Raw genomic sequence first — 25,637 nt, forward strand, 5'->3', positions numbered from 1 at the left:
ATCCTCGTCCTGCTTTCCACCTTCGACGGGGAAGCGCATCTCGGCGCGCAGCTCGACAGCCTCGCGCGGCAGGAGGGGGTGGATTGGCGCCTCCTCGTCCGCGACGACGGCTCCTCCGACGGGACGCCGGCGCTGCTCGACGGTTTCGCGGCGGCGCATCCGGGGCGGGTGCGGCGCTTGCCGGGCGGGGAAAGGCTGGGGGCGCTCCCCTCCTTCACCGCGCTGCTGCGCGCGGCGGAAGGGGGCGACGCCTATGCCTTCATGGACCAAGACGATGTGTGGCTGCCGGGCAAGCTCGCCCGCGCCGCGCGCCTCCTAAGCGAGGGCCGGGAAGCGGTCTGCGGGCGGCTGCGCCTCGTTGATTCGGGGCTAAACCCCTTGGGATTTTCAGCCGTTCCGAGTGTTCCGCCGCGCTTCGCCTCGCTGCTCGCACACAATGTTGCAGCTGGCTGCACCATGGCGATGTCGCCGCGCGGCCGCGATATGGCCCTGGCCGCGCCGCCGCCACCTGGCACGATGCACGACTGGTGGTGCGCGCTGTTGGTGACGGGACAGGGCGGGCGTCTCCTCTTCGACGAGGAGCCGTGCATGCTCTACCGGCTGCATGGCGCGAACCAAGTGGGCGGCGCAGCCAGCCTGCCATCCCGCGCGCTGCGCGCGTTGCGGGGCGGAAGGCCGGACGGGCTGCGCCTCCTGCGATCGCATCTGCGTGGGTTGGAGGGCGTCGTCCTGTCGCCGGAGGCAGGAGAAGCGGCCGCGAAGCTGCGCCGCATGGCGGAAGTCGGCCCGGCGGAACGGCTGCGTCTCAGGCGGGAGGCAGGGTTCCGCCACCATGCGGCGCTGGGGGATGCGCTGCTGACTCTCTGGCTGCTCGTCGCGCCACCGTGAAGGCATCCTCCAGCGCCGCGCGCACCGCTGCGGGGGAAAGCCGCTCGCGCACGTAGCTGTGTTGCGCGATCGAGGTCGTCCGCCAGGTGTCTTCGTCGTTGAGCAGGCGCAGCGCTGCATCAGCCAGGGCTTGCGCGTCGTCCGCCACGGCGCAGGGCGCGTCGCGCAGCCCCTGCACGCCTACCGGCGTCGTCACCAGCGGCAGGCCCTCCTGCATGGCCTCCACCACTTTCAACTTCACTCCGGCGCCGAAGCGCAGCGGGCAGATGGCGACGCGCGCCTTGGCATAGCGGCGGCGCAGCTCGGCATCGGAAACGCGGCCCGTCACCTCCACCCTCGGCCCCGCCAAGGCCGCGACGGCCGGGGTCGGGTTTGATCCGACTAGGGCGAGGCGCGTGCCGGGCCGGACGGCCTCGATGCGCGGCAGGATCTCGCCGACTAGCCAGGTGGCGGCGTCCACGTTCGGCGGATGCGCAAAGCCCGCGACGAAGAGCAACCCTTCGCGGCCTTCGGGCCCGGGCGCTTCCGCCGTCGCCTCGGGCAGGGTGAAGGAGAGCAGCGTCCTCGTCGCCGTGCCGGGGACGAGGCGACGCACCGCCTCCGTTTCCTCGTCGGACAGGTAGATCACTAGGTCGGACTCGGCCCAGACGGTACGCTCCTGCTCCAGCAGGCGCGCCGCTTCCTCGCGCAGCGTGGCGGCGCGCTCGGGCGATTCCGCGTCCAGTAGCGCGGCCTCGCGCTCCATGCGCTCGTGGTGCAGGTCATGGCCGTAGTACAGAATGGGCGCGTGCGGGGCGTGGCGCTTCAGTGCTGGCAGCAGCGCCTCCGCCACGTGCGGGCGGGACAGGATGACCTCATCCAGTTCCGCGCCATGGGTGCGGGCCCAATCCTCGAAACTGGGGCGGCGCGGGCCGATGGGGCATTCGACGCCGAGCGCCTCCAGCGCCTGCCGGTAGCCCGGCATGTCGAGTCCGTTCAGCGCCCAGAACTTCACCACGTGGCCCTGGGTCAGCAGTGCTTCCACCAGCGAGAGCGTGGCGCGCGAGCCGGCATCCTGGTCGGGGGTGAGGAGGTTGTTGTCGGCCAGCAGCACCACGCGCCGCGCGCCGCCCTTCGGCGCCCGGTCGCGCGCGCGGATAAGGTTGGTCGCGGGTTCCTCGCGAAGATCCATGGCCGCGCGGTGGCGCGCGTGCAGCTTGCGGAGATTGGTGACCTGGTGCGCCTTGATCCCCTTGGTCACGTCGGTTCCATGCGACGCGCCTTCGTGATGGATCACCGTGGCACTCGGGACGTAGAGGGTGCGCCATCCCGCTGCGCGCAGGCGGAAGGCGAGGTCCGTGTCCTCGCAATAGGCGGGCAGGAACTCCTCGTCGAAGCCGCCCATCGCTTCCCATGCGGCGCGGGGCAGCATGATGGCGGCGCCGGAGCAGTAATCCACCTCGCGCAGATAGGTGTATTCCGACCGGCGCGGGTCCTGCCAGTTGCCCCAGTTCCAGGCCGAGCCGTCGCGCCAGAGCAGCCCGCCCGCCTCCTGCAACCAGCCCTTTGGGTAAAGCAGCCGCGCCCCGGCCAGCCCGACCGGACCGGGAAAGCCCATATGCGGCACGGTGATCGCGGCGTGCAGCGCGTCCAGCGCGCCGGGCATCACCTCGGTGTCGTTGTTCAACAGGAACAGGAACTCGCCCCGTGCCTCCGCCATGGCCGCGTTGGCGGAGCGCAGGAAGCCGAGATTCTCCGGCCACTCGAAGAAGCGCAGCCCCTGCACGTCGCGCAGCCGCACCATCTCGGGATCGCCCGAGGCATCCTCGGCCAGGATCACCTCGAAGGGCAGGGCAGGGGGATAGGCGGCGAGGGTGGCGAGGCAGCGCAGGCAATGGGTCAGCTGGCCATAGGCCGGGATCACCACCGAGATGACCGGCTGCTCCGAGGTCGGAAGGCGCAGCTCCTTTGGGTCGGGCAGGCGGAAAGGCGCGGGAAGCCCCAGCTTGCCGCGCATGTCGAGGCGCCATCCCAAAGCCACCAGCGTCCGCTCCGCGACAAAGGACAGCCGCGCCTTCACGTAGCCGCGGCGCTCCCACAGCTCGTGCCGCAGCCGGCCCTCGCGCGTCCATTCGACGATGCGCCGGCTGCGGCGGAGCTGGCGGCGGAGGAAGGTCTCGGTGGGCATCTTGGAGGGGTGATAGCAGGGGGGCGGCGGTGCGCAACCGGCTTCCCCCGCGTGGAGAGGACGGCTAGAGCATCAGCCATGATCCCACGCGCGCCGACCGGCTCCCTCCCTTCCCGAGACGCCGGCTGACATGGGCGCCGTGCTCGTCACCGGCGCGGCCGGCTTCATCGGCGCGCATCTCTGCCGGGCGCTTCTCGCGCGCGGCGAGGAGGTAGTGGGGCTCGACAACCTCAACCCCTATTACGACCCGGCGCTGAAGCGTCGACGCCTTGCTGCGCTGACCGAGGGGGCACGGCCAGGGCAGTTCCGCTTCCACCAGCTTGACCTCGCGGATCATGAGGCGGTGCTGGCGCTGATGGCGGCGGAAGCGGGGCTGGACCGGGTCGCGCATCTTGGCGCGCAGGCGGGGGTGCGCTGGTCGCTGGAGCAGCCCTTCGCCTACACGGCGAGCAACGTCACCGGCCAGCTTTCGGTGCTGGAAGGGGTGCGCCGGGCGGAAGGACGCATCCGTCACACCGTCTATGCCTCCACCTCCTCCGTCTACGGGGCTCGCACGGACGGCGCCTTCCGCGAGGGGGACCGGACCGACCATCCCGCCTCGCTCTACGCCGCCACCAAGAAGGCGGGCGAGGTCATGGCCGACAGCTACGTGTGCCTCTACGGGCTGCGGCTGACGGGGCTTCGCTTCTTCACCGTCTATGGTCCCTGGGGCCGGCCGGACATGGCGGTCTGGCTCTTCACCGACGCGATGACCCAAGGCCGGCCGATCCGCCTGTTCAACGAGGGACGGATGCGTCGCGACTTCACCTTCGTGGAGGACATCGTGGCCGGGGTGCTGGCGGCGCTGGACCATCCGCCGGAGGCGCCGGCGCATCGTCTCTATAATATAGGCAACAGCCAGCCCGAGGAGCTGACCGAGCTGGTCGCGGCCCTGGAGGAGGAACTCGGCGTGAAGGCGCAGCTGGAACTCCTGCCCATGCAGCCCGGCGACGTGCCTACCACCTTCGCCGACACCTCCGCCATGCGGCGCGACTTCGGCTGGGCGCCGACGACGCGGCTGCGCGACGGCGTCGGCCATTGGGCGCGCTGGTGGCGGGAGTATCACGGGTGACCCCGCTGCTGCCGCGGCGCGTCGTGGTGCTCGGCGATGTGATGCTCGACCGCTTCCTGTATGGCGAGGCACGGCGGCTTTCGCCCGAGGCGCCGGTGCCGGTGGTGCGGCTCGGCCGGCGCGACTCCATGGCGGGCGGCGCGGGCAACGTGGCGCGCAACCTGGAAGCCCTGGGCGGCGAACCCTCCCTGCTGGCCCTCGCGGGGGAGGATGCGGAGGGCGAGGAACTCGCGGGTCTGCTCGGCCCGGCCGCGCGCCTGGTGCGCCGCCCCGGTCGCCGCACCACGGTGAAGCTGCGCGTCATCGCCGCGCGGCAGCAGGTGGTGCGGGTGGACGAGGAGCAGGAGCGCCCCGCCGACACTGCGGAGGAGGAGGCCCTGATCCAGGCCCTCGCCGACTCGTTGCCGGGGGCCGGGGCGCTGGTCCTTTCCGACTACGCGAAGGGCGTGCTGACGCCGCGGCTTTGCGCCGAGGCGATCACCATGGCGCGCGCGGCCGGGGTGCCCTGCCTTGTGGATCCCAAGGGGCGCGACTTCGCCCGCTATGCCGGCGCCGACCTCCTCACCCCCAATGCCGCCGAACTGGCCGAGGCGACGGGGATGCCCATCGCGTCGGATGCCGAGGCCGAGGCGGCGGCGCGCGCCCTGCTGGAACGCGTGCCGGTAAGGGCAGTGCTCGCCACGCGGTCGGAGAAGGGAATGCTGTTGGTGCCGCGCGACGGCGCGGCCGCCTCCGTCCCCGCCCAGGCGCGGGAGGTGTTCGACGTGTCGGGTGCTGGCGACACGGCAATCGCCACGCTGGCGCTGTCCGTCGCGAATGGGCGCGACCTGGAGGAGGCGATGCGCCTCGCCAATGCCGCCGCGGGGATCGTGGTCGGCAAGCTGGGCACCGCCACATGCTCCGCCGCGGAGCTGGACCATGCGCTGCGCGAGGCGGAAGGCGCGGTGGGCGAGGCCCTGGCAGGCGCGGATGCGGCGCGTCTGGTGCGGGAATGGCAGGCGGCGGGGCTGCGCGTGGGGTTCGCCAATGGCTGCTTCGACATCCTGCATGCGGGCCACGTGCGGCTGCTGCGCGACGCGCGGCGCCATTGCGACCGGCTGGTGGTGGCGTTGAACGACGATGCGAGCGTGGCTCGGCTGAAGGGGGAGGGGCGTCCGCTCAACTCGCTGGCTGACCGGGCCGCGGTGATCGGCGCGCTGGCGGCGGTGGACGCGGTGACGAGCTTCGGTGAGGACACGCCGCTGGAAATGATCCTCCAGCTGCGGCCCGACCGCCTATTCAAGGGCAGCGATTACCGGCTGGATCAGGTGGTGGGTGCGCCTGAGATGGCGTCCTGGGGCGGGGAGACCGTCCTGCTCGACCTGTTGCCGGGGCGGAGCACGACGCGTCTGGTAGAGAAGGCGCGGCGGGACTGAGGTCCGGGGGCTGCCTCCGCGGCGGTTCGGCTTCCAGCCTGACTTGCGGTGATGCCCGTGCTCGACAGCCGTGGCGCCTTCAGCCTTTCGCCATGAAACCGGCCGATGGGGTGCGATCCGCGGGTAACTGCACGCGTGCCCTGCATGTGGGCACTCGGTGCGGCGCCTGCGCTCGAGTCCACAACGGAAAGTGATTGGCTTCCGAAAGGAGAGGAGGTTCGGCGGTCTTTGCAGTCCAGAAAATGAGACGTCGTGCTGGATTTCAAGCCCCTGAAAGCAAGAAGGAATATTCCATGGCATGTGAATTGCATGGTACATCGTGGAGGAGAAAGATCCTCCACCCAGGCTGCATCTAATGAGGGCAAGAAATGCGGAAGCTTCTCTTGGCGACCGTTGCGTTGGTGGGGGTTGCTCTGGCTGCTCCCGGCGCACAGGCCGCTCTCATCGCGACGATCGAAGGCAATGCTTGCGCGGGTGAGTTCGGCACGCCCCCGAATTGTGTCACTTCGGGCACCTATAACGGCGTGACCCTGAATCAGACCCCGCTCATCGCCAAGTTCGACTTCAACGAGAATGGCATCGTTACGGCGTTCACGCCTGGAATTTTCCCCACGATCGATGGGTGGGAGTTCAGCTTCGCCTTCGGGCCCGGGGGTACAGGCGACGCCACCTACACCTATACGCCGGGCGCGGGTGACCCCCTGCTCCAGTATGTGGCAGTGAAGGGCGGCCCGAACTTCAACCTTTTCACCACCCCCGGCTCCGGCTCGGACACCGTCTTCACGCCCACCAACCCGGGCGGCAACCTGCGCGGCCTGTCGAACATCAGCTTCTACGACACTCTGGTGCCGGTGCCGGCCCCTGCGGGCCTCATGCTGCTCGGGGCCGGTTTGCTCGGCCTTGGATTGATGCGCCGCAAGGCGGCCTAGCACCGCAGCCCTGGTGCAGCAGAGCGCGCGTCCGGTGCGATCCGGGCGCGCGCTTCCATGGGTGACGGTCGGCGCGTACGATCCGGCCAAGCAGCCTACATGGCTGCCTCATATGGGCAGACAGACCGAGCCGCCCGCTATTCCTATGGGTGCGCCGGCAAGAAATTGATGAAGCGTGGAACGGTGCCATCCGCGCTGACGTCGCACGGCCCGTGTGTCGGTGACGGCCTTCCGAGCGGAAGACCCCTGGGGAAAGCGCGGGCACTGACCGCAAGGTCGAGTAAGCAAGCCGGGCCCCGTTTCGCGGGGCCCGGCGGGTGTTGCGTCACAGGAAGGAGAAGTCCTTCTGGGACAGCATGGCGGCCTTGATGCCGTCCATGACGACCGCCATGTCGGCCATGCCGTCGCCGTTCACGTCGAGCTGCATGGTCGAGGTCGCGTCGTTGAAGCGGGCTTGGGTGAAGCCCAGCTTGGTGAAGCCGTTCGCGCCCAGCCACATGAAGTTCTTGTGGCCCAGCCCCTCGAAGGCCAGAAGGTCCTGGCCCGGCTTGAAGTCGGTGATGCGGTCCGGCGCCGCCAGCATGGAGTCCAGCGTCGAGGTGAACACGAACCGGTCCGGCCCGCCGCCGCCGGTCATCCGGTCCTGGCCCAGCCCGCCGACGCTCACATCCGCCCCCACCGCCGCCGGTCAGGTAGTCGTCGCCGCCCCGGCCCTCGAGCCGCGTCGCCGTGTTGCCGATGGCCCTGATCTGGTCCGTGCGCTTCCAGCAGGCGGCCCCAGTGGTGGGCTCCGCCGCTGACTTACGTCACGAGCTCCGTTGGTTCGAATGAGGTCACGAAAGCCGTGAACCGGGGGCGAGACAGGTTGCGCCGCAGCACCGCGCGGTCCGCCTCGTCGATCCCATGGACGGTGAACATGGCCTTGGACGTGTCGACGGCAATGCGCTTGAATGCCATCGGGCGGCTCCTTGTTTGTCCTTCAACAGCCAAACAATGGCACATCGCGATGCAGCTAAGCCGTCCACCCCAACAAGCTTCGAGGTTTCGGAACTCGGAGCATGGCGGCAAAGTTCTAGCTGTCGGACCAGCAATGGGCGGTGATCTCGCCGCTGCTTCCGACGAACCGCTGATGCACCACGACACCGAGTGAGAGACCTTCTCACATGGCGAGAGTAAGGCCTGATCTGAACAGAATCCTTCGCGAAGATGGCCACAAGATGAACTTACAGTGGAGCGGAGGAGGTCCGCGAAAAATCGCTTGTTAAGCGGACCACCTGGGCGCAACATACCACGTCTCCCATTTTTGGAAGACGCTTCAGAATCTGCAAACTTTACCCCCGCTATCTGTGAGATGGCGGGGGTTTTTTTCCTAGGCCGGCAAAGCTTGCTGGCTTGCCTGCTGCTCGAGTGTCCCAAGGTATCGGGCGGGATCGCTGCGAAAGCGGGTGCGTAGCGTTCTGGCGAGACGCCTCGGCTCGAGGCGTTGGCGGAGGTCGCGCCAGCGTCGGAGGCTAACGCGACCGAGGTCGCGCGCCTTCGGCGGATGCAGCCGCGTCGCGGTGGCGGCGATCACGCGCACTTCGCCGCGCAGCACCAGCGCAGGGGAGGCCGTTTTGCGTCCGGTGGCGCGCCTTTCGTGGTAGCGCTGGGAGCCGAACATCTGCTCGAGATCGTTGTTGGTGCGCGGCAGCCCCGCGACCGCGGCGCAGTGGAACAGGCCCGGCCGGTAGCTGCGGGTGACCTTCAGGAAGTGCTCGACGGCGCCAACCAGGCTGCCGGCCTCGGCGCGGTGGCGGGTCATGGCGCCGATCAGCCCATCGAAGCGCTGCCGAGCAGGATTGGCAGTCTCGCCAGCGGCGTTGCCGAGGATCTGGGCCGCACGGTGAACCCAGCCATAAGTCCGTTCGATGTCCGGCCACAGGGCGGCGGTCCCCTCCAGGCCTCGGCTGATCAGGGCACGGAGCCGCGTCAGCGCCGGCGTGGCCCCCCCTTTTTCCTCCCGCAGTACGGCCCAGGCGATGCTGGCGAGCTTGGCGCCGACCGCCACCACGACGCTGGGATGCGCCCGTGCCAGCAATTGGCGCACCCAAGCCCTTATGGCTGTCTGCTTGCGGGCGAAATGAGCCATGGCGGCTCGCGCGCCGTGGATCAGCTGCGTGCGCAGGTAGCTGTTGCCGCGCTTGCTGATCCCCAGCAGCCTAGTTCTCCTTCCGGTCGAGTGTTGCGCTGGGGGGCAGCCCAAGCCAGGCGGAAGGTCGCGTCCTCTGGGAAACGCCGACCCGTCCCCGACGGCGGCCAACAGCTTCCTCCTTTCCTGTCGCCTTCCAGCGACAGGGCTTCTTGCGTCAGGCCAAAGCTTTGAAATGGCCAACTTCTGTGTGACGCGATGAGGCTGAGGGGAGGTGGTCATCGCAGCCCACTCGATTGAGGCAGCTCTGCTTCGGCACGCTCCAGTGGTGTTCTGGCAGTAACCTCGAAACGCATGTCGCGATGAAGGATGCTGTGCTAAGCTTCTGGAAATAAACTGCTAATTTCAAGAAGGAGCAGCGGAGAAGCGCATGGTTGCAGGCGGGCCAATGAACGAACGTGAGTTGCTGGCGGCGCGGCTGAGGCAACAACAAAACCAGCCCCTCGCGAAACTAGCGTGCTATTTCTCTCCGTCAGGGAAATTTTGAGGGAAGCGGCCGGTATGAGCGTTACTCCGACATTTATTGGTGTCGCTGGTCAAACGGGTATCTACAGAGTGCCGTTGAGCCAACTTGGCCAAGCACCGATTCGCTCTTTAAGCATCAACGACACCGGGCAAATGGGTCTAAGTGTTGGCGCTGGGTCGGGCCTAGACCTAGACTTTGTCAAGATTTCCAATCTTCTGACAGACGACCCTAACGCGGCTGCAGGGATTGGATCAGTTATTCCTTTCAATTTTTCGACCACAGTCCTCAGGGCTGGATTTGTTGCGCCAGTGCCGCCAGGGTCCGCGCCGGAACTGAACAATCCGACGCTCTTCGGTACAACTCCAGGAAATCAGGGCGTCGACCTTCAAATAGCGACCTTGAGTGTGCGAGATGGTCTCGCCGTTTCTACAACTGGTGGTGCTGTTTCTCTCGGAATTGGTGGATCTATTGGTTTCCGGTTCGATTTGGCCTTCGATCCGCAGGGCCTCTATCTATACTATGGGGAGGTGAGCGCCAACGAAGGTTCGTATGTCAGCGCCAGCTCAACATCCGCTGTTCCCTTTCCGGAACGCGTTGCGGTCAAGGGGACGGAGCTTCAAGATCTGATGAACCTCAATACCCCCGTCAACGCTCACTTGGTCGGCGCCAGTGTCGCGATGGTTGGACGGGATGGTGATGATCTCGTTGTCGGCGCGAATGGGAACGACCGCTTAGGGGGTGGTGCGGGAAGCGACATCATCTCGGGCGGCAGCGGCTTCGACACGGCGCTGTTTCGTGGCCCGCGTTCTGAGTACCGCTTCCAGACTCAGCCAGACGGGTCATTGCTCATCCAGGATCAAGTCCCTGGCCGAGACGGGACCGATCTTCTCTTGGGAATCGAGAACTTCCAATTTGGCAACGTAGCGACCTACCGGTTCTTTCACACGCAGGCTGGCGGGCACCTCTTCACGACCTCGACGGTCGAGCGTGACTCCGTCCAGCAGAACCTTCCTCACTACCGCTACGAGGGTGAAACGTTCCTCACCGCCGATCAGGGATTTCCCAACGCAGTCCCTGTTTACCGTTTCTTTCACACCCAAGCGGGTGGCCATCTGTTTACGACGTCCGTCGTAGAGCGCGACGCGGTGCTGCAGAACCTTCCTCATTACCGCTACGAGGAAGTTGGCTTCCACATGTCACCAGTCGCCGGAGAAGGGCTCGTGCCGATCTTTCGTTTCTTCCACACGCAAGCCGGTGGGCATTTGTTCACCTCCTCTGCGGTGGAGAGGGATGTCACGCTGAGCACTCTGCCGCACTACCGGTATGAGGGGATTGCCTTCTATGCTCCAACCACCGTGGCAGATCAGCTGTTCGGGTGACCGCTCTGAAAAATTGAGACTCCCACCTTTCTGAGGATGGACTTTCGCAAGATCGCCGTCAGGTCGGGTTTCCGGCCTCGTTCTGTCGTTCCCTTGCGCAAGGTTTTACCCGAGGCCCGTGCCCTGGGGTCGTGCCCCGAGGCGTGGTGTAGGAGGCGGCCACCGCGGTGAACCGGGGTAGGGTTGAGTTGCGACACGCAACCCCTGCTTTGGAACCCCACGATGACCGAGCAAGAGACTGCCCTTCGCGAGCTTCTGACGAAAGGAACGGATGCCTCCTTCCTGCGTGAGATGATCGGCTTCGCGGCCGAGCGGCTGATGGAGCTGGAGGTAGGCGGCCTGACCGGCGCCGCCCATGGCGAACGCAGCCCGGACCGCCTGGTGCAGCGAAACGGCTATCGCGAGCGGGACTGGCAGACCCGGGCGGGCACGGTGGAGCTGCGCGTCCCCAAGCTGCGCAAAGGCTCCGACTTCCCGGCCTTCCTGGAGCCCCGACGCACGGCCGAGCGGGCCTTGGTGGCGGTGATCCAGGAGGCCTACGTGCACGGTGTCTCGACCCGGGCGGTGGATGACCTGGTGCAGGCCATGGGCGCGTCAGGCGTCAGCAAGAGCCAGGTCAGCCGCCTGTGTGCCGAACTCGACGAACGGGTCGGCGCCTTCCTCTCCCGCCCGATCGAGGGCGAATGGCCCTATCTGTGGCTCGACGCCACCTACGTCCGTGTGCGTCAGGCTGGGCGGATCGTCTCCGTGGCCGCCACCATTGCGGTCGCCGTCAACAGCGACGGGCGACGGGAGGTGCTTGGCATGGCGACCGGCGTCAGCGAGGCCGAGACGTTCTGGACCGACTTCCTGCGCTCGCTCGCCCGGCGCGGCCTCCGTGGCGTGAAGCTGGTCATCGCTGATGCCCATGAGGGACTGAAGGCCGCTGTGCGGCGCGTGCTGCACGCCACGTCCCAGCGCTGCCGCGTGCACTTCACGCGCAACGCCCTGGCGCACGCCGGCAAAGGTCACCGCCGCCTGGTGTCGGCCTGGATCGGCACCGCCTTCGCCGAGCCGGACGCGGATGGGGCCAGCCGCCAGTGGCGCAGGGTCGCGGACCAACTTCGTCCCAGGGTCCCAAAGCTCGCCGGCCTGATGGACGCCGCCGAGGAGGGTGAGGACGGGCCCGCCACCGGTTCGAGGGCTCGTCCGAACGCTGGCGTTCATGGCGTTCCCCCGGGAGCATCGCGCAAAGATCCACAGCACGAACCCGCTCGAACGGGTGAACTGCGAGATCAAGCGCCGCACCGATGTCGTCGGCATCTTTCCCAACGAGGCCGCCGTCACGCGGCTCGTCGGCGCCATCTTGCTCGAGCAGAACGACGAATGGGCGGTGCAGCGCCGCTACATGAGCCTTGAGACGCTCGCGCCCATCAGCGATGCTCCCAACGTCAGCCTGCCAGCCGTCGCAGTCTGACCGCGGCCCAGCCCCGCTCAGGACGCCATGGCGCTCCTACACCATCTCCAGGGACACGACCTGCCCTGGCGGGCCGTGTCGGCTGCAGCATCCTCTGTTTCCTGTCGTACGTCTCACACCTGGGGCGCAAACGGGCGCTTTAGCCCGATGGGCCGAGGTGCCCGCGGACAGGGCAGCAGGCGTCGCGCGAATAGGGGGAGATTAACAAGGCAAGGCGTGCTCCTTCCTCTAACGTGAGACAGCGGGTTGTTTCCTTGTGGGCGATCTGCCGCACTGTCACACCCGCTTGCTTTGACGGGAAGGCGCCTACAGATGGGTAGCACCCAAGAGCCGCCCTGCCGCGCAACGTACTGACCGGGCTGGGGAAGCCGTGACAGGAATCTTGCTCGGGTTGAAACCCTGACGCTTTCTCCCGAATTATTAGTAAGGTTTCGGCGTGAGGCTTCCCAATGAGTGTTTCCCCAACCTTAATCGGCACTGCTGGCCAGACGGCTATCTACCGGATCTCTCTGGCACAGCTGGGTCAATCGCAGGTCCAGGCGATCAGTCTCAATGACAGCGGTTTCCTGGGCCTGACTTCTGGCGCTGAGTCAGGGTTCGATCTTGACTTCGTCAAGATCTCAAATGTGCTGACTGACGATCCCAACGTAGCTGGGGCGCTCGGGACGGTCATTCCCTTTGACTTCAGCAGCATTGCGTATCGAGCGGGCTACATTGCGCCGGCACCGGCGGGTGCAACGCCTGCGCTGAGCGGCAACACGCTGTTTGGAGCGACGCCCGGAAATCAAGGCGTAGATCTCGGGCTCGCCACCCTGGGGGTCCGCGATGGACTGAACGGTGTCACGCCCGGGGGTTCTGTTTCTCTGGGAATTGGCGGCTCCATTGCTTTCAAGTTCAACGCCCCATTCGACCCGCAAGGTCTTTATCTGTACTTTGGAGATGCAGGCGGGACGGATCGAGCCTTTGTTGGTGTCAGTTCGACGTCCGCTTCTCCTTTCCCTGCGCAGGTCACCATCAGAGGAACCGAGGCGCAGGATGGGATCAGCCTGACGACCGCCGCGAATGCTCACCTGCTGGGGACGGGCGTTGCCATGCACGGAGCTGGCGGCAATGACGTACAGATCGGCGGGAACGGGAACGATCGCCTCGCTGGCGGGGGTGGCAACGACCTCATCGTAGGTGGCGTCGGCTTCGACACGGCTCTGTATCGTGGTCAGCGGTCTGAGTACCGCTTCCAGACTCAGCCCGACGGGTCGTTGGCGATCCAAGATCCGGTTGCTGGCCGTGACGGCACCGATCTTCTCTACGGCATCGAGAATCTGCAGTTCGCCAACGTAGCGACCTACCGGTTCTTTCACACGCAGGCTGGCGGGCACCTCTTCACGACCTCGACGGTCGAGCGTGACTCCGTCCAGCAGAACCTTCCTCACTACCGCTACGAGGGTGAAACGTTCCTCACCGCCGATCAGGGATTTCCCAACGCAGTCCCTGTTTACCGTTTCTTTCACACCCAAGCGGGTGGCCACCTCTTCACCACCTCGGCGGTGGAAGCGGAGAGCGTGCGTGCGAACCTTCCCCATTACCGCGATGAGGGCGTAGGCTTCCACATGTCCGCCACCCCGGGCGAGGGACTCGTGCCGATCTATCGCTTCTTCCACACGACGGCTGGTGGACACCTGTTCACGTCCTCTGCGGTGGAGCGAGACGTCACCATCAACACGCTTCCGAACTACCGGTACGAGGGCGTGGCATTCTACGCGCCCACAACCGTGGCAGACCCACTGTTCGGATGAGCAAAGTGCTGGGGCCGTTTGCCTGGCGGCCCCAGCGGCCGGGAGTCGGACTTCTGCAAGAACACCTATGGCGGTGCAACGCCGTCCGTGCGCTTCAGACCGCGATTTCGTAGTAGTCGTGTGCGACCGCACGTCCGCCGAAGCCTTCTTTCTGGTTGATAAGACCGTCGTTCAGCCACCGTCCCTCGAGTTCGGTTGAGTTTCCGAAGTCGAACCACCGTTTGGCAAGAAAAACCTCATCGAGAAGATGAAGGAAGAGGCGGTCCAGGCATCCGCAGGCAAAGCCTTCTGCGGTTGCGGCAGCGTACTGGAGATGCGCCACCTCGTCGGTTTCGTAGATGACCACACCGCCCAAGAGCGCCCGCAACGGACCACGCGCGGTGAAGAGACGAATACTGCGCGGGAAACTGACCTGCAGATGCCTGATCTCCAAAATGCTGTGAACAGGTCTGGTGTGATAGCGTGCCGCAAGATGCTTCTCGAGCAGTTGCCAGAAGCCTTCCCAGTCCGCGTCCTCCTGAACCGTAACCCCTTTTTGCAAGGCCTTGGCCGCGCCCCGCCGCCGGCGCTCCTGTGGCATCGGACGGCGCGCCATATCGATCGTGCTCAGAAGGTCCCTACGAACGAGGACCGCATCATGCCGAAACAGCGCGTAGCGATCCTCCTCTGCCGGGAGACGATGATAAATGTGGGGGATGGTTTTGTAGTGAACCTTTCTGACACCTTGCCTCGAGAGCCAGCCGAGGGCGGTGCCAAAGACCTCAAGCATGAGCGGCGTTGTCATCCGCTCCGAGACAAGAAATCCACCGTAAGTAAGCCCATTGTGGCTTGCGATGCCACCCTCGGTCGTGTGCGCTGGAAGAATGGCGACGATCTCTGATCCCCGACGCAGCATCAGCGACGCGTCCTCGAAGCGATCCGCGTGATATCTCATGTAGCGCCGCTTGTGCAGGAATGTCGCGTTCTTGCTGGCTTCCACGAAATCGTCCCATGCGGAGGCGGAAGTGTCCTTGTAAAGCTCGACCTGAAGCTCAGGGGTATTTTTCGTCATTTCTTTAGTCGCACTCAAGTACCGCGAGACCGACGCCAGTCCTGCCGTAGCCGTTTCCGTTGTAAAACATATAGAGATTTCCGCCTACTTCCTGGACCACGCCATAGCACTGCATTTCGCCATCCCAATCCCCTCCGGTGCTTTCAAGCCCACTGAGGTCATCGCGCCGAATCCAGGAACGGCCGTCGTGAGAGACAGCGTAACCAAGGCGGTAACCGGAAGCCGTGCGAATGGAATACCAAAGGGTCCACCTATCGGAATCGAGCCGATGGAGCCAGGGTCGTCCGAAACCCAGTTCTCCGTCCTCGGGTTGCAGCACCGGCTGTCCCCAGGAAGGCCAGATCAGACCATCTGCAGAGGTGGCTCGCCGCAAGCTGTACTTCGGCTGCTCGCGTCCAGCGGACACAGTGAAGTCGCCACCGCCAATATACCAAGCGTCCCAAACCCCTTCATCGTCCAGGCCCGGTTGCACGAGCGCCGCCGTCCGAAAGAAGCGTTCACCCGGCCCCCTGTCCATCACCGGCACATCCTGCGCGCGGACAAACGAAGATTCGGGACCCGGGGCCTCGGCAGCGCCGGTGAACAGCGTGTAGGGCACCTTCACCTGCTTCTGGTAACCAACATAATAAAGGCGCGTCGTCCCATCGGGCAGTTGGATGATGCACGACGGGTTGACACCGTTATCGTCGAAGCACCCCGCGGATCCAATATCGAGAACAGGCTCTTTCGCCTGTCCCACGATCCGCGTCGGGTCGCGCCCGTCGAGATCGATCCACCCGACGCGCGAGACCGTGGCCTCGTCGCAACTGGCCAGGAAGAGGCGAAGCCTCCCATCCGGCAGCCAAGCGGGAGTGGGGAGCATTGCGTGCGTGCGTGCCCAGGGAATATTGCCGTCCGGCTTCCACAAGCAACCGAGCTTGCGCCATTTCATAGACGGTCAGACGCTTCGGCGCGGATACGAAAAAACCGCCGGGCGTCGACCCTCGACGCCATGGTCTCTGGGCCACGAAACATTTGTCCTGCATTCGTGCTCCCCGACAAGGTGACGGCGGGTCCGACCCAGCAATCTTCGGCGAGCACCGTGCGATCCGCGAGCGCGCTGTTCACGCCGAGGAAAGAGTTTGCGCCAACGCGGCATAAGCCCGAGATCACCACGTGCGAGGAAACGAACACGTTGTCTGCGATGTGACTGTGGTGACCGATATGGTTCCCGGACCAGAGCACAACGTTCCGCCCGACAGAAACGAAAGACTGCACGACGTTGCTTTCGAAAATGAAGCAGTGCTCCCCGATGTTTGCGCTGGGCGCAATGAAGGCCTGGGGGCTGATAAACGAGGCGAGTGGATAACCCCTTGCGCGCGCGGTCTCGACGAGCCTTGCTCGCAGCCGGTTCAGCTGGGTGTAGACGACTGCGACATGGACGTGGTGTGTCGCTGGCGGATGCGTCTCATGCAGCGCTTCGAGGGGAACCACCGGAAGGCCGCGAAACACCTCCCGCGTCATGTAGGCCTGCTCGACCGTAAACGCCACGACACGGTAGTCCGTGTAGGCCTCGAAGTACTCGTGTGCGACCTCCGCAAAGGCGCTGTCGCCGATCAGCACCAGATCCTTGGATTTCTCGGGCATGAGTATCTCCTAGGGCTTGCGGATCAGGATGTCCTCACGCCGGTTGGACATCGGGAGTTCCGGGGGCTGCGGGAGGAGCCAAGCGTCGCTTCCCACAGCACGTGCACGCGCGATGATGGAGAACAAGATCGCGTCGTCCAATTCTCCCGATGGCTCCAAATGGACTCCCAGGTTCGGCGCTTCGTCGCGTCCCATGTAGCTGCGGTGGAATGCCTGGCCGGCCTCGCTCGCGAGAAAACGTCGGCGCATCGACGCGTTGGGAAGATCACCCAGCAGCATCGCGCCTCCACCGGAGCGGAGAAGCCGCATCGCAGCGTCGATAAAACTGAACAGGGGTTGGTCTGCGAACACGTAGTGAAGGACAGAGTAGCAGATGATCACGTCGGCCTTCCCGACGAGCGCTGCCAAGTCGTTGGCGCAGTCGGGGAAAGGGCCCGCTACCTTTCTGACAAGCGGCCCCTCGGGGAGGGGCGCCAGCATCTCCGGCGAGTCCACCAGCCAAAGACGATGCCCGCAGGCTTGGCAGTGGTCGATGATGCGCAGTGCGAGTGGGCTTGAGCCGGGCCCGATATCCAAGATGGTCCTTGGTTTCGACGCCTGCGCCATCTCGGGCAGCTTTGCGCATATATCATCGAGAATCGCTTGATCGCGGCCAGCCCGGACGCTGTCCGGGAAGCCGATCTGCTCGTACGGGCTGAGATCCGCACGAGCGGCCAGCTCACGGAACCCCTCGTAACTCAGGTTCGCGAAGCGGCGGGCCTGCTCGCGATCCTTCTCGTCCATCGCTTTCAGTTCCCGTTGGCGTTCCGCCGCGCACTATAGGCAGGGCTGAAGTGGGGAACAATCAGCCTACGGCGCCCCGAACAACAAGGTGGCCCGCTCTCGTTTTCTGCCACAGCAACAACATTCACAGGGCGGCGAGACGCCGAGCCTCCGCCTCCCAGCGCTGGCTTTGGTCGCGAAACCAATCGCGCGCCTCCTCCACCTGCTTCAGGTAGCCCCTCAAATCCTCCATTTCACGCTTGTGTTTGTCCCGGGGCATCATCCGACTTGGCCCCTGGCGCTCGGGCAACGGCCATCCTTGAAAGCGGGGCGCCGCGCTCGGGCGAGGCGCTTCCTTCAGGAAGGGCCCCATGCGAGACGCGTTGCTGGGCGTAAGAAGGATCTCGGGACCCTCGCCATCTGGCATGGCACGGAAGTGCGTGCAGCCGGGAACGGCTTCGAATTCGACCCCGGCGACGAGCAGGCGATTCACCCACCACCAGCGCATCAGAGGTGTCCAGCCTTCCTCCCCCCAGCTGCGCGCGGGGTCTACGTCTGGATAGGAATATGATGACAGCGACTCGCGCGAGGCGATAAAGCTCGCCGGGAGCGGATTGACCGCTGAAGAAGCACTCCGTTTGTCGATGCGAGGTGGCATCGCAATCAAGCTCATCTCGCCTCTGTCGAAGAAGTTGGGACCGTAGGTGACAAGCGCCTCCGGGTGCCAAGCTTTACAGCGGTGCGGCTGGCGAGACGCACACTCTGCAAGCCAACGGCCTGAGACAGATTCTTCCGTGCCGATGACGCCAAGTTGCTCGCTCGAATTCCCCGCCGCCCAGGCAGAAATGCTGGAGGAGAGGCCTTGCTCCTCGCTCCGCAGGATCTTCCACTCCGACGGTGCATAATGCTCCAACCAAGCGCGCGTCTCCTCCGAGGTACGATACGGCAGCGTGGAGATGGTAACCTGGTGGCCTTCGGCTGCCGCGATGACCTGTGCGCGTTCCAGGTCACGAACGCTACGTTTCAGGCGAAACGTTTCCTGTGAGGCCACCAACAGGATCGAGACACTGGACATGGTTAGGACCTCAACTCAGCAGACAGATAGTTGGGCACTTGGGCGAGTGTGCGGTGGAAGGCTTCCCAGGAGTATTCGGCCGACAGCCGTGCCTGTGCCGCGGCCACGCGGCGCGCCGCTTCCCCTCGATCCCGGTCGGCCTCTTCAATGGCATTGACATAGCCATCGACATCATCCGGGCCCGCAACAAGCCAGCCGGTCTCGTGGTCAACCAGCTCAGGTATCCCCCCGATCCGCGGCGCAATCAGCGGCAGGCCGAGCATGGCAGCCTCGAGTAACGCAATGGGCATGCCCTCTGCAGCGCTTGTGAACATGTAGCTGGAGAACTCTTGGAGAGGCAGATCGAAGATGGCGCCGTAGCGTCCCCGGAAGTCCACGTTGGGAGTACTCGGGAGCCAATCCAGATCCGGCTTCGCCGCGGCTGCAAAGATGGCGCCATACATGGCGAAGGGGTGGTCCGGCATGCGGGCTGCGACTTGCGCCAGGATGTCGATCCGCTTCTCGCGTGCGACGCGACTCATCCACAGCGTCCCCCGTTTGGCATTGGCGCGGTAGGGGTGGTTCACGAAGCCGCCGCCCGCGCCGGGCAGCCCCAGGACCGGCGTGCGCAGAAGGAAGAACTTCTTTTGCAGCGAGGAGGGAAGGCTGAAGGTGTCCACTGCACTACGGACCACCGCTCCGTTGTCGGCGATGATGCCCTGCATGAACTCGACGCATCTCGGGAGGTATTGCCAGAAGGCCCCGAGCCGGAAGCGATCCCCGTAGAGGATATCGCTGTAGATATTTCCGAACAACGCGGCGTTTTGGGCGTGCCAGGGACCCCTTTCCATAAACATAAACCAGCCTGTATCGGAGTTCAGGTTGTGCACCGTATCAGGTATGACTTCCTTCATCATGCGGTCCAAGATCTCGATGCGTCCATCCAGATCGCAGTCGGGTGCAACGTCATTGATGGCAGCGACTGGCACCGCGTGCTGGGTGCGATCGCTCTTGTCTAGGTTATACTGGAGGTCCGGTGCGACGACGCACACGCCCCGATGCCCATAGGTCTCGTGCAAGGCTTTGATCAGCAGCTGGGTGATGCGCTCGGAACCGCCCGAGACGCCGAGCCAAGGCACCAACAGGATGTGCCGCGTGCCCGTAGGAATGGCCTGCATGAAGCTGGCCTCGATGGACAGCGATGCTGGCGCTGCCAGTTCAATGAACTGTCCCTTGACCTTGTACTCGAACCAATCGTCCGGCACGAGCTGGGGCGGGGGTTCCTCCATGGACTCCAGTTCGGCGCGGACTGTCGACAGGAGGAGGTCGAATTTCTTGGGGGGCTCTGCCGCAGCTTCGGCGGCCTCAGCCTCCGCCAACTCATCGGCCTTCGTGTCCTGTTTCTCCTCTGCACTGGCGACTGAGGCCAAGGCGTCAGCTAGCACAGTGGCGTCAATCAATGACACGTCTCCAGATCGGGCTTGCGTGTCTCCAACCGGCGTATCCGCGGTCGCCGCTGCGTGGGAGGGAGCCACCTCTGCCGGCCCATTGTGGGTTTCGTCCCGGCCGGCTGTCGTCAGAGGGACGACACTCTGGACACGGCCAGCGAGTTCTGCGGACGCTGCGCTAGACAGGATCGTCTCTGGCGGTGCAACTGGCGCCAGTAAGGCTTGCAGGTGACCTCGGGTGAGCCAGCTCCCTTCGCCGGCGTGCCTCTTGGCGGAGGCGCTGAAGGTTCCCGCAGGCCAGATTCCGCGGCGCAGCCCCATGAATGCCAAGTGGACACGGGGCAGAAGCGCGCCAAGGCTGCCCGGCCGCAAGCTTTGGCGATATACGTCCAAGCGGACGTCCTTCGACCTAGAGAGTAACGTGACGTAAGCCGCAGCGCCGCCAACCGTGACATACAGGAGGTGCTGGAGGCGCCATAAAACGGCAATGAGCAGGTTCGCGGCGCGGTTCATAAGTAGTCCCGAAGGTTCGCTCGTGGCCTTGTTCCTCTGTGTCACCGTCCTGTCAATTGCGGGTGCACGGGAGAGGGCATACCTGTGGTAGGGACAGTCGGTTCTCCTCAGCTAGAGAGGCTCATGTGAGCGGCCCACCCCTCGTTTCCGTCTGCATTCCCGCTTTCAATCACGAAGCCTATGTTGCCGAGGCAGTCCTCAGCGCTCTAGAGCAGGACGTTTCAGACATTGAAGTTATTGTCACCGACGACAACTCAACTGATGCGACTGTGGCCAGAATCGAGGCGATCCAGGATCCTCGTATCCGCCTCTTCCGCAACGAGCGGAATTTAGGGCCGAGTGCAACGGCGAACCTGAATTTCAGCCGAGCTCGCGGACAGTTTATTGCTCTTCTGCCATCTGATGACGTCTTCCTGCCTGGGAAGCTCAGCAAGCAACTGGCTGCCTTTGCTCGCCAACCCGATCTCGGTACGGTCTTCAGCTGGATGCTCCCCACCAACCAAGTCGGCGAGCCCATCACGCCTATTAGCCCCTATTTCGAACCCAAGGGCGTCGACCGTGTTGTGGCGCTTAGGCACATGTTCCATGTCGGCAATATTTTCTCCGCACCGACAGCCATGATCCGTCGCGACCTCCTGCTGCAAGTTGGCCGTTTGGAGCCCTGTCTGTGGCAGACGCAGGACTACGATCTGTGGGTTCGCCTCTGCATCGCCGCACCGATCCAGGTTCTCGAGGAACCGACGGTCGCCTACCGCGTGCTGGACGGTGGCGCCAATATGCATGTGAGCAACCCCGATACGGACGCGCGTCTCGCCTGGGAGATGCAACGGGTCCGGCAGCGCTTCACGCTCCTGGAGAATCGGGAGTTGCTGATCCAGGTGCTTCCTGAAACCAGGCCGCTCCTCCAAAAGGGCCTCTCCGCATCAAGCGCGCTAGCAATCGCCGCTCTTGAATCTCCCTCATTGGCGGCCCGGGGGTTCGGCGTCGATTCACTTTACGATGCCTTGGGGCGCGAAGATGAGGCCGTGATTCTAGAACAGGCCGGTTATGGGAATCGCTTCTTCTTCAAGAAGCTGGCGGAGGTGGATCCAATGCGGACCCGCGCCGTCCTAGATCCGGAAATGGTCTCTAGGTATCGCCAGATCACAGCCCTGTATTCGGAGTTGGAGAGTAGCTACAGGAGCCTGTTGACGTTGCATGAAGATCTGCATGTGGCCTACATAGGCCTAGCAGCCGAGAAACAGGAACTGTGCGCTTACCTTGAACAGGTAATCGAAGCAAAATCATGGTGGCAAGCGCAGGCAGAGAACTGGAAATCGCTGGCGGAAGAAAGAAACAGCCAGCGCTAGAAGGCTTGGCCGCGGGGAAGGGCGTCTGTGTCCGTACCGAGTTTCCCCTGTAGGCTCGAGTCGGCTCGGCACCGCAGCCTTAGCACAGGGAAAAGAGTGCTGCGCGCGAGGATTACCGATCGCCCCGCCCAACCCGATCGATGAACAGCTGCGTCGGAGCGACTAGGATATCGTGGCGCGCGCTCCTCCGCACGAGAGAGTCCGGGGTCATGCGAACCAGGTGGAGCGTGCTCTGCACCACCCGGTGGTGGTAGCCTGCCGCGACAGCCGCCATGTTGAAGGCCCAGTCTTCATAGCCGAGCCCTTTCTCGATCTCCACGGATTGGTAGCGGACGCGGTCAAAGAGGCAGCGCGGGGCGAAGCACAGCGACGTCCAGTGATTGCGAAGGGCCAGTGTTTGCCAATCTGCACCCAGGACGTCGTCGTCACGATGAACGAGCCAGTATGGCTCTGCGGTGCCAAAAAAGATCGACGCTTCGGGATGCCAGACGACGTCTTCGCCTGCCTCCTGGGCCGCCCGGTGGGCTCGGAGGAGCCATTCATCGCCCCAGATGTCGTCGGCATCGAGGAAGGCGATGTAGTCGCCCCTTGCTTCCGCAACGGCTGCGTTTCGGGCGCTGCCAAGGTCGCGGCACGACACTTCAAGCAGTCGGCCATGAGCGGGACAGAACTCTCGGGCGAACGCCCGCGTGAGGTCATCAGGGGTGTCGAGAAGCAGGATGACCTCAGCGGCGAGACCCGCGTTGTCCAGGGCCGCGAGATTTCGCTGGACGCTCCGGAGCGCCGAGTTCGCTAGCCACTTTTCCCGGTGCATGTTGACGACCGCCGTGACCTTCACAGGACACTCCTCGGATCCGGGGGGACATCTACCCTTAGAAGCGCAGCGAGCCTGTCCCAGGTCCTGTCTCCCCCTCCGACCTCCATGTCGAGCGGCAGCACGCGCGTGGCGGCCTCTTTGGGAAGGCCGTGGGTCAGTCGCTCGTCCTCGGTGATACCATGGCTTCCAGCCAGCACCAGGTCCGCGAATTCGAGATGCGACAGGGCACCGGCCAGCGCGGCAGGACGATCGGATCCCTCAGGCGAAACCAGGGCGACCACAATGCGCAGATGGCGCCGAAGCTGGGTGCTGTACCGGCGCAGAACGTGCAACCCAATCTCCGTCCGGAAGGCAATCACGACCGGCGGACGAATGGACCAGAGAAGGGCTGCCACAAGCGCTTCGCGGGTTTCGCGCGAATTTGGCGGGTCGAACTCGGACAGTGACATCCAGTCCAAATCAGACGATAGGTCGAGGCCGACCGATGGCTCGGCCTCGTCCACCGCAAGCACGAAGGCATTGGGCAGGCAGCCTGCCTCGTCCGCTGCGCGCGCGAAGCCGTCCAGGAAGTCGGAGACCTCCCGGTCGTCGATGCGGTCCACGAGTACCAAGACATGAGGCCGGGACCGCAGCGACTGAAAGATTTCCCGCCATTTCCGGTCCAGTGAATGCGGCGTATGCGGCAGGAAAGGAAGCTCCGAAAGCGTCCCTTCGAGTGCTGCCAGCGCGGGTTCCGTCCCAGCGTGCGCGGTCAGCGTTTGCGCTGCCAGGCCAAGAAGGGCCTGAGACGGACTCCACCCGCTCGCCTCGATCTGGGCAGCGCGCGTCATGGAGATCTGGGCTACGTCAACCTGGTGGATCCTCAGTCCGAGCGCCGCCCCGACTCGCAGGAAATGCTCGAGAGGGGTCTCGAGCCCCGTCGGGGCGTCCGGTAGCTGGGACAGGTAGAAATCCGGGTCAAAATTGGGGGCGGGCCTGCGCCCCTCTGCGCCTCCGTGCTGCAGATAATGGGAAAGGGGTTCCACGCCAGCGCGGGCCACGTCGGCATAGGTGCTGAGGTACCAGGAAACATCGAAGGCGGGTGAGGGATCGCGCAGCTCCCGCCAGCCATGCTCCAGATAATGCTCGAGCGGGGCAACGCCCGCACGAGCCACATCTGGCTGCGCAGCCAGATAAAAGGGGGCGTCGAAGACAGCCTCGAGCCTTGTCCGCAACTCCGGGCTTTCCGTGGCGACGTGCGCATCGGGAGGCATGCGGGCCACGAGGCGCCGGATGATCGCGCGCTTGAGTCGTTCGCGAAACCTCACGGAAGGGCTTCCAAAGGACGGGCGCGTGCCGGCTCGGGGTCAAGTGCCGACTCGAAGGCCGCGGTCATTTTGCCAAGGTCGGCCTCGATCATCGCGTGAGAGCGAGCCCGACTGCGCATCTCGGCAAGCAGCCCTGATCGCTCCCGGATCTGCCTCAACACCTCCAGCATCGCTGGGACATTTCCGGGCTCCACGAGCCACCCCGTCTCGCCGGGCCGAACAAGCTCGGGCAAGCCGCCCACTTCCGAGGCGAGAATTGGCGTGCCGACCCCGAGTGCTTCCAGAACAACAGTCGGCCGGCCATCCAGCAGGGAGGGCAGCACCAGCAGATCAACATTTGCAAGAAGGGAGAGCGGGTCGTCGACCAAGCCGAGGAGGTGAAGGCGGCGATAGGCTGCAGGCGCTCCTGCGATCCGGGCCTCGACCTGGGCGCGCTGCGGGCCCGTTCCCGCCATGACGAAGTGGATGTCCCAATCAGGCGGGCAGGCGATCACGAGGTCCAGGAAACCGAGCGGATTCTTTTCTTCTGACCACCGCCCGGCGAATCCCACCACGACTCCGTCCTCCGGCATTCCAAGGGCGCGGCGTGTTGCGCTTGTTCTGAGATTCGGGTGAGCCATCGTGAGATCGATGCCACTCTTCACAAGTCGGACCCGATCCGTCCTCTCTCCACGCTGAAGCAGCCAGCCGCGGACCTCGTCGTTCTCGACGATCGTGAGGTCGATCAACCTTTTGTAGCGGCGGTTGTCGTTCGTGTGCCCGACCGTGTTGAAGAGAAGGTCCACCACCTTGAGGTGGGGGAACTGGACCCGGATGCGACGTAACATGCGGTAGGTGAAGGTGCTCCCGGCGATCAGTAAGGTGCTGACCCGACGTCCCGCGATCGTCGACAGGATGAAGTCGGCCCAATCCTCTTCCTCGAGGAAACGAGGCAAGTCAAAGACACGATCCGTGTGACGGGTAAACCAATCAGTGGTGTTGCCTGCCTCGGGCCCCGGGCTCAGCGTCGAGATGATGTTGATCTCCCATCCCTCGCCGACGAGATGGCGGACAACCTCGGCGAGGAGCCTCTCCGCACCACCGAGAACGAGCCACGGAACGGCGATGAGAAGGACCGGTTTCGTATGTGCCTCGCTTGCTGGGTGCGGCAACGTTGGAAACGCCGCCCTTCGCGCCTTCAGGGCCCGCGATGTGCCGATGGCCTCGTCGGTCAGCACATCTGCGTTCCCTGCCCGAACCAGGGCCGCTTGCTTGTCCATAGGCAGGACAGAGGCACTCCGGCTCAGGCTGGCCGCATGCACCCGGTACCGAAGCAGGAAGTCATCGGCGAGATTCACCACCTTCGCTCCAAGCGCGACAACACGAGTCCAAAAGAGCCAATCCTCATGGACATGCCCGTCCGAGCCACCGGCATCATCACGGAAGCCTCCCGCCGTCTCCCAGAAGTGGCGACGGAACGCAGCGCAAGTCAGGACGTGGTTGCCCGAAAGGAGTGTTGCTAGGTCAGGACGACGCACGATGGAGAGTGTGCCCGTCTCCGCGCCGAACAGTTCCATGCCAGCGGAGACGACATCTGCGCCGCGGCGTTCGAGTAGGTAGGCAGCCTTTTCGAGGTAAGTGGGATGCAGCATGTCGTCCGCATCAAGGCAGACGATATACTTCCCGCGCGCGTGGGTGATTCCGAGGTTCCGGTTCGCGCCGACCCTATGGGGCTGCGATTGCACCAGCACCTGGACCGTTCCGTCTGCCAGGGCCGCAACGCGCTCCGGCGTGCTTCCATCGGTCGAGCCACCTTCGACCACAATGATCTCGTGGTCCTTCAAGGTCTGCGCACGCACCGAGCCGACCGCCTCGGCAACGTAGTCTCCATAGTTGAAGCAAGGGATGACCACGCTGAACATAGGGGCCGATCCGCTCG

General features: G+C 64.6%; 20 protein-coding genes and 1 pseudogene. 8 read left to right on the forward strand and 13 right to left on the reverse strand.

Going from position 1 to position 25,637, the window contains the following annotated elements; translation table 11 throughout:
- Positions 1-9: 9 nt before the first annotated feature.
- Entirely contained in the window at positions 10-888 is an 879-nt protein-coding gene (locus OF850_RS17795) for a glycosyltransferase (protein WP_408906477.1), read from the forward strand.
- Here the strand turns inward: OF850_RS17795 and OF850_RS17800 are convergent.
- Positions 806-3,055, reverse strand: a complete 2,250-nt coding sequence (locus OF850_RS17800) for a glycosyltransferase (RefSeq protein WP_301591692.1) — start codon at positions 3,053-3,055, stop codon at positions 806-808. The two genes, OF850_RS17795 and OF850_RS17800, sit on opposite strands and share 83 nt — an antisense overlap.
- Before the next feature lie 130 nt (positions 3,056-3,185).
- Here OF850_RS17800 and OF850_RS17805 point away from each other — a divergent pair, with 130 nt between their 5' ends.
- The 3 genes from OF850_RS17805 to OF850_RS17815 all read left to right on the forward strand — a co-directional run bounded on the left by OF850_RS17805 (position 3,186) and on the right by OF850_RS17815 (position 6,510).
- Positions 3,186-4,166: an NAD-dependent epimerase/dehydratase family protein gene (locus OF850_RS17805; RefSeq protein ID WP_301591693.1), complete on the forward strand. Its 981-nt coding sequence runs from the start codon at positions 3,186-3,188 to the stop codon at positions 4,164-4,166.
- Positions 4,167-4,171: 5 nt separating this feature from the next.
- Complete coding sequence (gene rfaE1, locus OF850_RS17810) at positions 4,172-5,581, forward strand: D-glycero-beta-D-manno-heptose-7-phosphate kinase (RefSeq protein WP_456314417.1); 1,410 nt, start codon at positions 4,172-4,174, stop codon at positions 5,579-5,581.
- A gap of 368 nt (positions 5,582-5,949) precedes the next feature.
- Complete coding sequence (locus OF850_RS17815; RefSeq protein ID WP_301591695.1) at positions 5,950-6,510, forward strand: PEP-CTERM sorting domain-containing protein; 561 nt, start codon at positions 5,950-5,952, stop codon at positions 6,508-6,510.
- Between the two features lie 325 nt (positions 6,511-6,835).
- On the opposite strand, the gene OF850_RS17820 is transcribed toward OF850_RS17815, so the two are convergent.
- From OF850_RS17820 to OF850_RS17830, 3 genes are all read right to left on the reverse strand, one after another.
- Entirely contained in the window at positions 6,836-7,177 is a 342-nt protein-coding gene (locus OF850_RS17820; RefSeq protein WP_301591696.1) for a M10 family metallopeptidase C-terminal domain-containing protein, read from the reverse strand.
- A 134-nt stretch (positions 7,178-7,311) separates the two neighbouring features.
- Positions 7,312-7,467, reverse strand: a complete 156-nt coding sequence (locus OF850_RS17825) for a hypothetical protein (protein ID WP_301591697.1) — start codon at positions 7,465-7,467, stop codon at positions 7,312-7,314.
- A 412-nt stretch (positions 7,468-7,879) separates the two neighbouring features.
- Positions 7,880-8,809 carry a transposase gene (locus OF850_RS17830; RefSeq protein WP_301591698.1) on the reverse strand — a complete coding sequence of 310 codons (930 nt, stop codon included), beginning with the start codon at positions 8,807-8,809 and terminating at the stop codon, positions 7,880-7,882.
- Positions 8,810-9,154: 345 nt separating this feature from the next.
- On the opposite strand from OF850_RS17830, the gene OF850_RS23750 reads away from it, so the two are divergent.
- The 3 genes and pseudogenes from OF850_RS23750 to OF850_RS17845 all read left to right on the forward strand — a co-directional run bounded on the left by OF850_RS23750 (position 9,155) and on the right by OF850_RS17845 (position 13,792).
- A complete protein-coding gene (locus tag OF850_RS23750) occupies positions 9,155-10,543 on the forward strand; it encodes a hypothetical protein (RefSeq protein WP_301591699.1) in 1,389 nt (462 codons plus the stop codon).
- Positions 10,544-10,765: 222 nt separating this feature from the next.
- Positions 10,766-11,999 (forward strand): annotated as a pseudogene (locus OF850_RS17840) (IS256 family transposase).
- Positions 12,000-12,448: 449 nt separating this feature from the next.
- Positions 12,449-13,792 carry a hypothetical protein gene (locus OF850_RS17845; RefSeq protein WP_301591700.1) on the forward strand — a complete coding sequence of 448 codons (1,344 nt, stop codon included), beginning with the start codon at positions 12,449-12,451 and terminating at the stop codon, positions 13,790-13,792.
- A 94-nt stretch (positions 13,793-13,886) separates the two neighbouring features.
- On the opposite strand, the gene OF850_RS17850 is transcribed toward OF850_RS17845, so the two are convergent.
- The 6 genes from OF850_RS17850 to OF850_RS17875 form a co-directional block, all read right to left on the reverse strand.
- Positions 13,887-14,843, reverse strand: a complete 957-nt coding sequence (locus OF850_RS17850; protein WP_301591701.1) for a hypothetical protein — start codon at positions 14,841-14,843, stop codon at positions 13,887-13,889.
- Between the two features lie 4 nt (positions 14,844-14,847).
- Complete coding sequence (locus OF850_RS17855) at positions 14,848-15,774, reverse strand: glycoside hydrolase family protein (RefSeq protein WP_301591702.1); 927 nt, start codon at positions 15,772-15,774, stop codon at positions 14,848-14,850.
- Positions 15,771-16,469: an acetyltransferase gene (locus tag OF850_RS17860; RefSeq protein ID WP_301591703.1), complete on the reverse strand. Its 699-nt coding sequence runs from the start codon at positions 16,467-16,469 to the stop codon at positions 15,771-15,773. Before OF850_RS17860 ends, OF850_RS17855 begins: the two co-directional genes overlap by 4 nt.
- Positions 16,470-16,478: 9 nt before the next feature.
- Positions 16,479-17,252, reverse strand: coding sequence for a class I SAM-dependent methyltransferase (locus OF850_RS17865; protein ID WP_301591704.1), 774 nt, complete (start codon positions 17,250-17,252; stop codon positions 16,479-16,481).
- 124 nt (positions 17,253-17,376) lie between these two features.
- Positions 17,377-18,306, reverse strand: coding sequence for a hypothetical protein (locus OF850_RS17870; protein WP_301591705.1), 930 nt, complete (start codon positions 18,304-18,306; stop codon positions 17,377-17,379).
- Positions 18,307-18,308: 2 nt separating this feature from the next.
- Positions 18,309-19,745 carry a glycosyltransferase family 4 protein gene (locus OF850_RS17875; protein ID WP_301591706.1) on the reverse strand — a complete coding sequence of 479 codons (1,437 nt, stop codon included), beginning with the start codon at positions 19,743-19,745 and terminating at the stop codon, positions 18,309-18,311.
- A 626-nt stretch (positions 19,746-20,371) separates the two neighbouring features.
- Here OF850_RS17875 and OF850_RS17880 point away from each other — a divergent pair.
- Complete coding sequence (locus OF850_RS17880; protein ID WP_301591707.1) at positions 20,372-21,595, forward strand: glycosyltransferase family 2 protein; 1,224 nt, start codon at positions 20,372-20,374, stop codon at positions 21,593-21,595.
- A gap of 112 nt (positions 21,596-21,707) precedes the next feature.
- Here the strand turns inward: OF850_RS17880 and OF850_RS17885 are convergent, their stop codons facing one another.
- From OF850_RS17885 to OF850_RS17895, 3 genes are read right to left on the reverse strand one after another with little or no spacing between them, the layout of a single operon-like run.
- On the reverse strand, positions 21,708-22,433 hold the full coding sequence (locus OF850_RS17885; protein ID WP_301591708.1) for a glycosyltransferase family 2 protein: 726 nt from the start codon (positions 22,431-22,433) through the stop codon (positions 21,708-21,710).
- Positions 22,430-23,719 carry a hypothetical protein gene (locus OF850_RS17890; protein WP_301591709.1) on the reverse strand — a complete coding sequence of 430 codons (1,290 nt, stop codon included), beginning with the start codon at positions 23,717-23,719 and terminating at the stop codon, positions 22,430-22,432. The genes OF850_RS17885 and OF850_RS17890 overlap by 4 nt, the downstream gene beginning before the upstream one ends.
- Positions 23,716-25,620, reverse strand: coding sequence for a glycosyltransferase (locus tag OF850_RS17895; protein WP_301591710.1), 1,905 nt, complete (start codon positions 25,618-25,620; stop codon positions 23,716-23,718). Before OF850_RS17895 ends, OF850_RS17890 begins: the two co-directional genes overlap by 4 nt.
- Between the last annotated feature and the right edge of the window lie 17 nt (positions 25,621-25,637).

The organism is Sabulicella glaciei, from assembly GCF_026183895.1.
GTDB lineage: Bacteria > Pseudomonadota > Alphaproteobacteria > Acetobacterales > Acetobacteraceae > Roseococcus > Roseococcus glaciei.

Coding starts and splice junctions, on each gene's coding strand:
- OF850_RS17805 (WP_301591693.1), top strand. CDS start 3,186: ATGGGCGCCGTGCTCGTCACCGGCGCGGCCGGCTTCATCGGCGCGCAT.
- OF850_RS17865 (WP_301591704.1), bottom strand. CDS start 17,252: ATGGACGAGAAGGATCGCGAGCAGGCCCGCCGCTTCGCGAACCTGAGT.
- OF850_RS17845 (WP_301591700.1), top strand. CDS start 12,449: ATGAGTGTTTCCCCAACCTTAATCGGCACTGCTGGCCAGACGGCTATC.
- OF850_RS17855 (WP_301591702.1), bottom strand. CDS start 15,774: ATGAAATGGCGCAAGCTCGGTTGCTTGTGGAAGCCGGACGGCAATATT.
- OF850_RS17815 (WP_301591695.1), top strand. CDS start 5,950: ATGCGGAAGCTTCTCTTGGCGACCGTTGCGTTGGTGGGGGTTGCTCTG.
- OF850_RS17850 (WP_301591701.1), bottom strand. CDS start 14,843: ATGACGAAAAATACCCCTGAGCTTCAGGTCGAGCTTTACAAGGACACT.
- OF850_RS17860 (WP_301591703.1), bottom strand. CDS start 16,469: ATGCCCGAGAAATCCAAGGATCTGGTGCTGATCGGCGACAGCGCCTTT.
- OF850_RS17870 (WP_301591705.1), bottom strand. CDS start 18,306: ATGTCCAGTGTCTCGATCCTGTTGGTGGCCTCACAGGAAACGTTTCGC.
- OF850_RS17825 (WP_301591697.1), bottom strand. CDS start 7,467: ATGGCATTCAAGCGCATTGCCGTCGACACGTCCAAGGCCATGTTCACC.
- OF850_RS17800 (WP_301591692.1), bottom strand. CDS start 3,055: ATGCCCACCGAGACCTTCCTCCGCCGCCAGCTCCGCCGCAGCCGGCGC.
- OF850_RS17895 (WP_301591710.1), bottom strand. CDS start 25,620: ATGTTCAGCGTGGTCATCCCTTGCTTCAACTATGGAGACTACGTTGCC.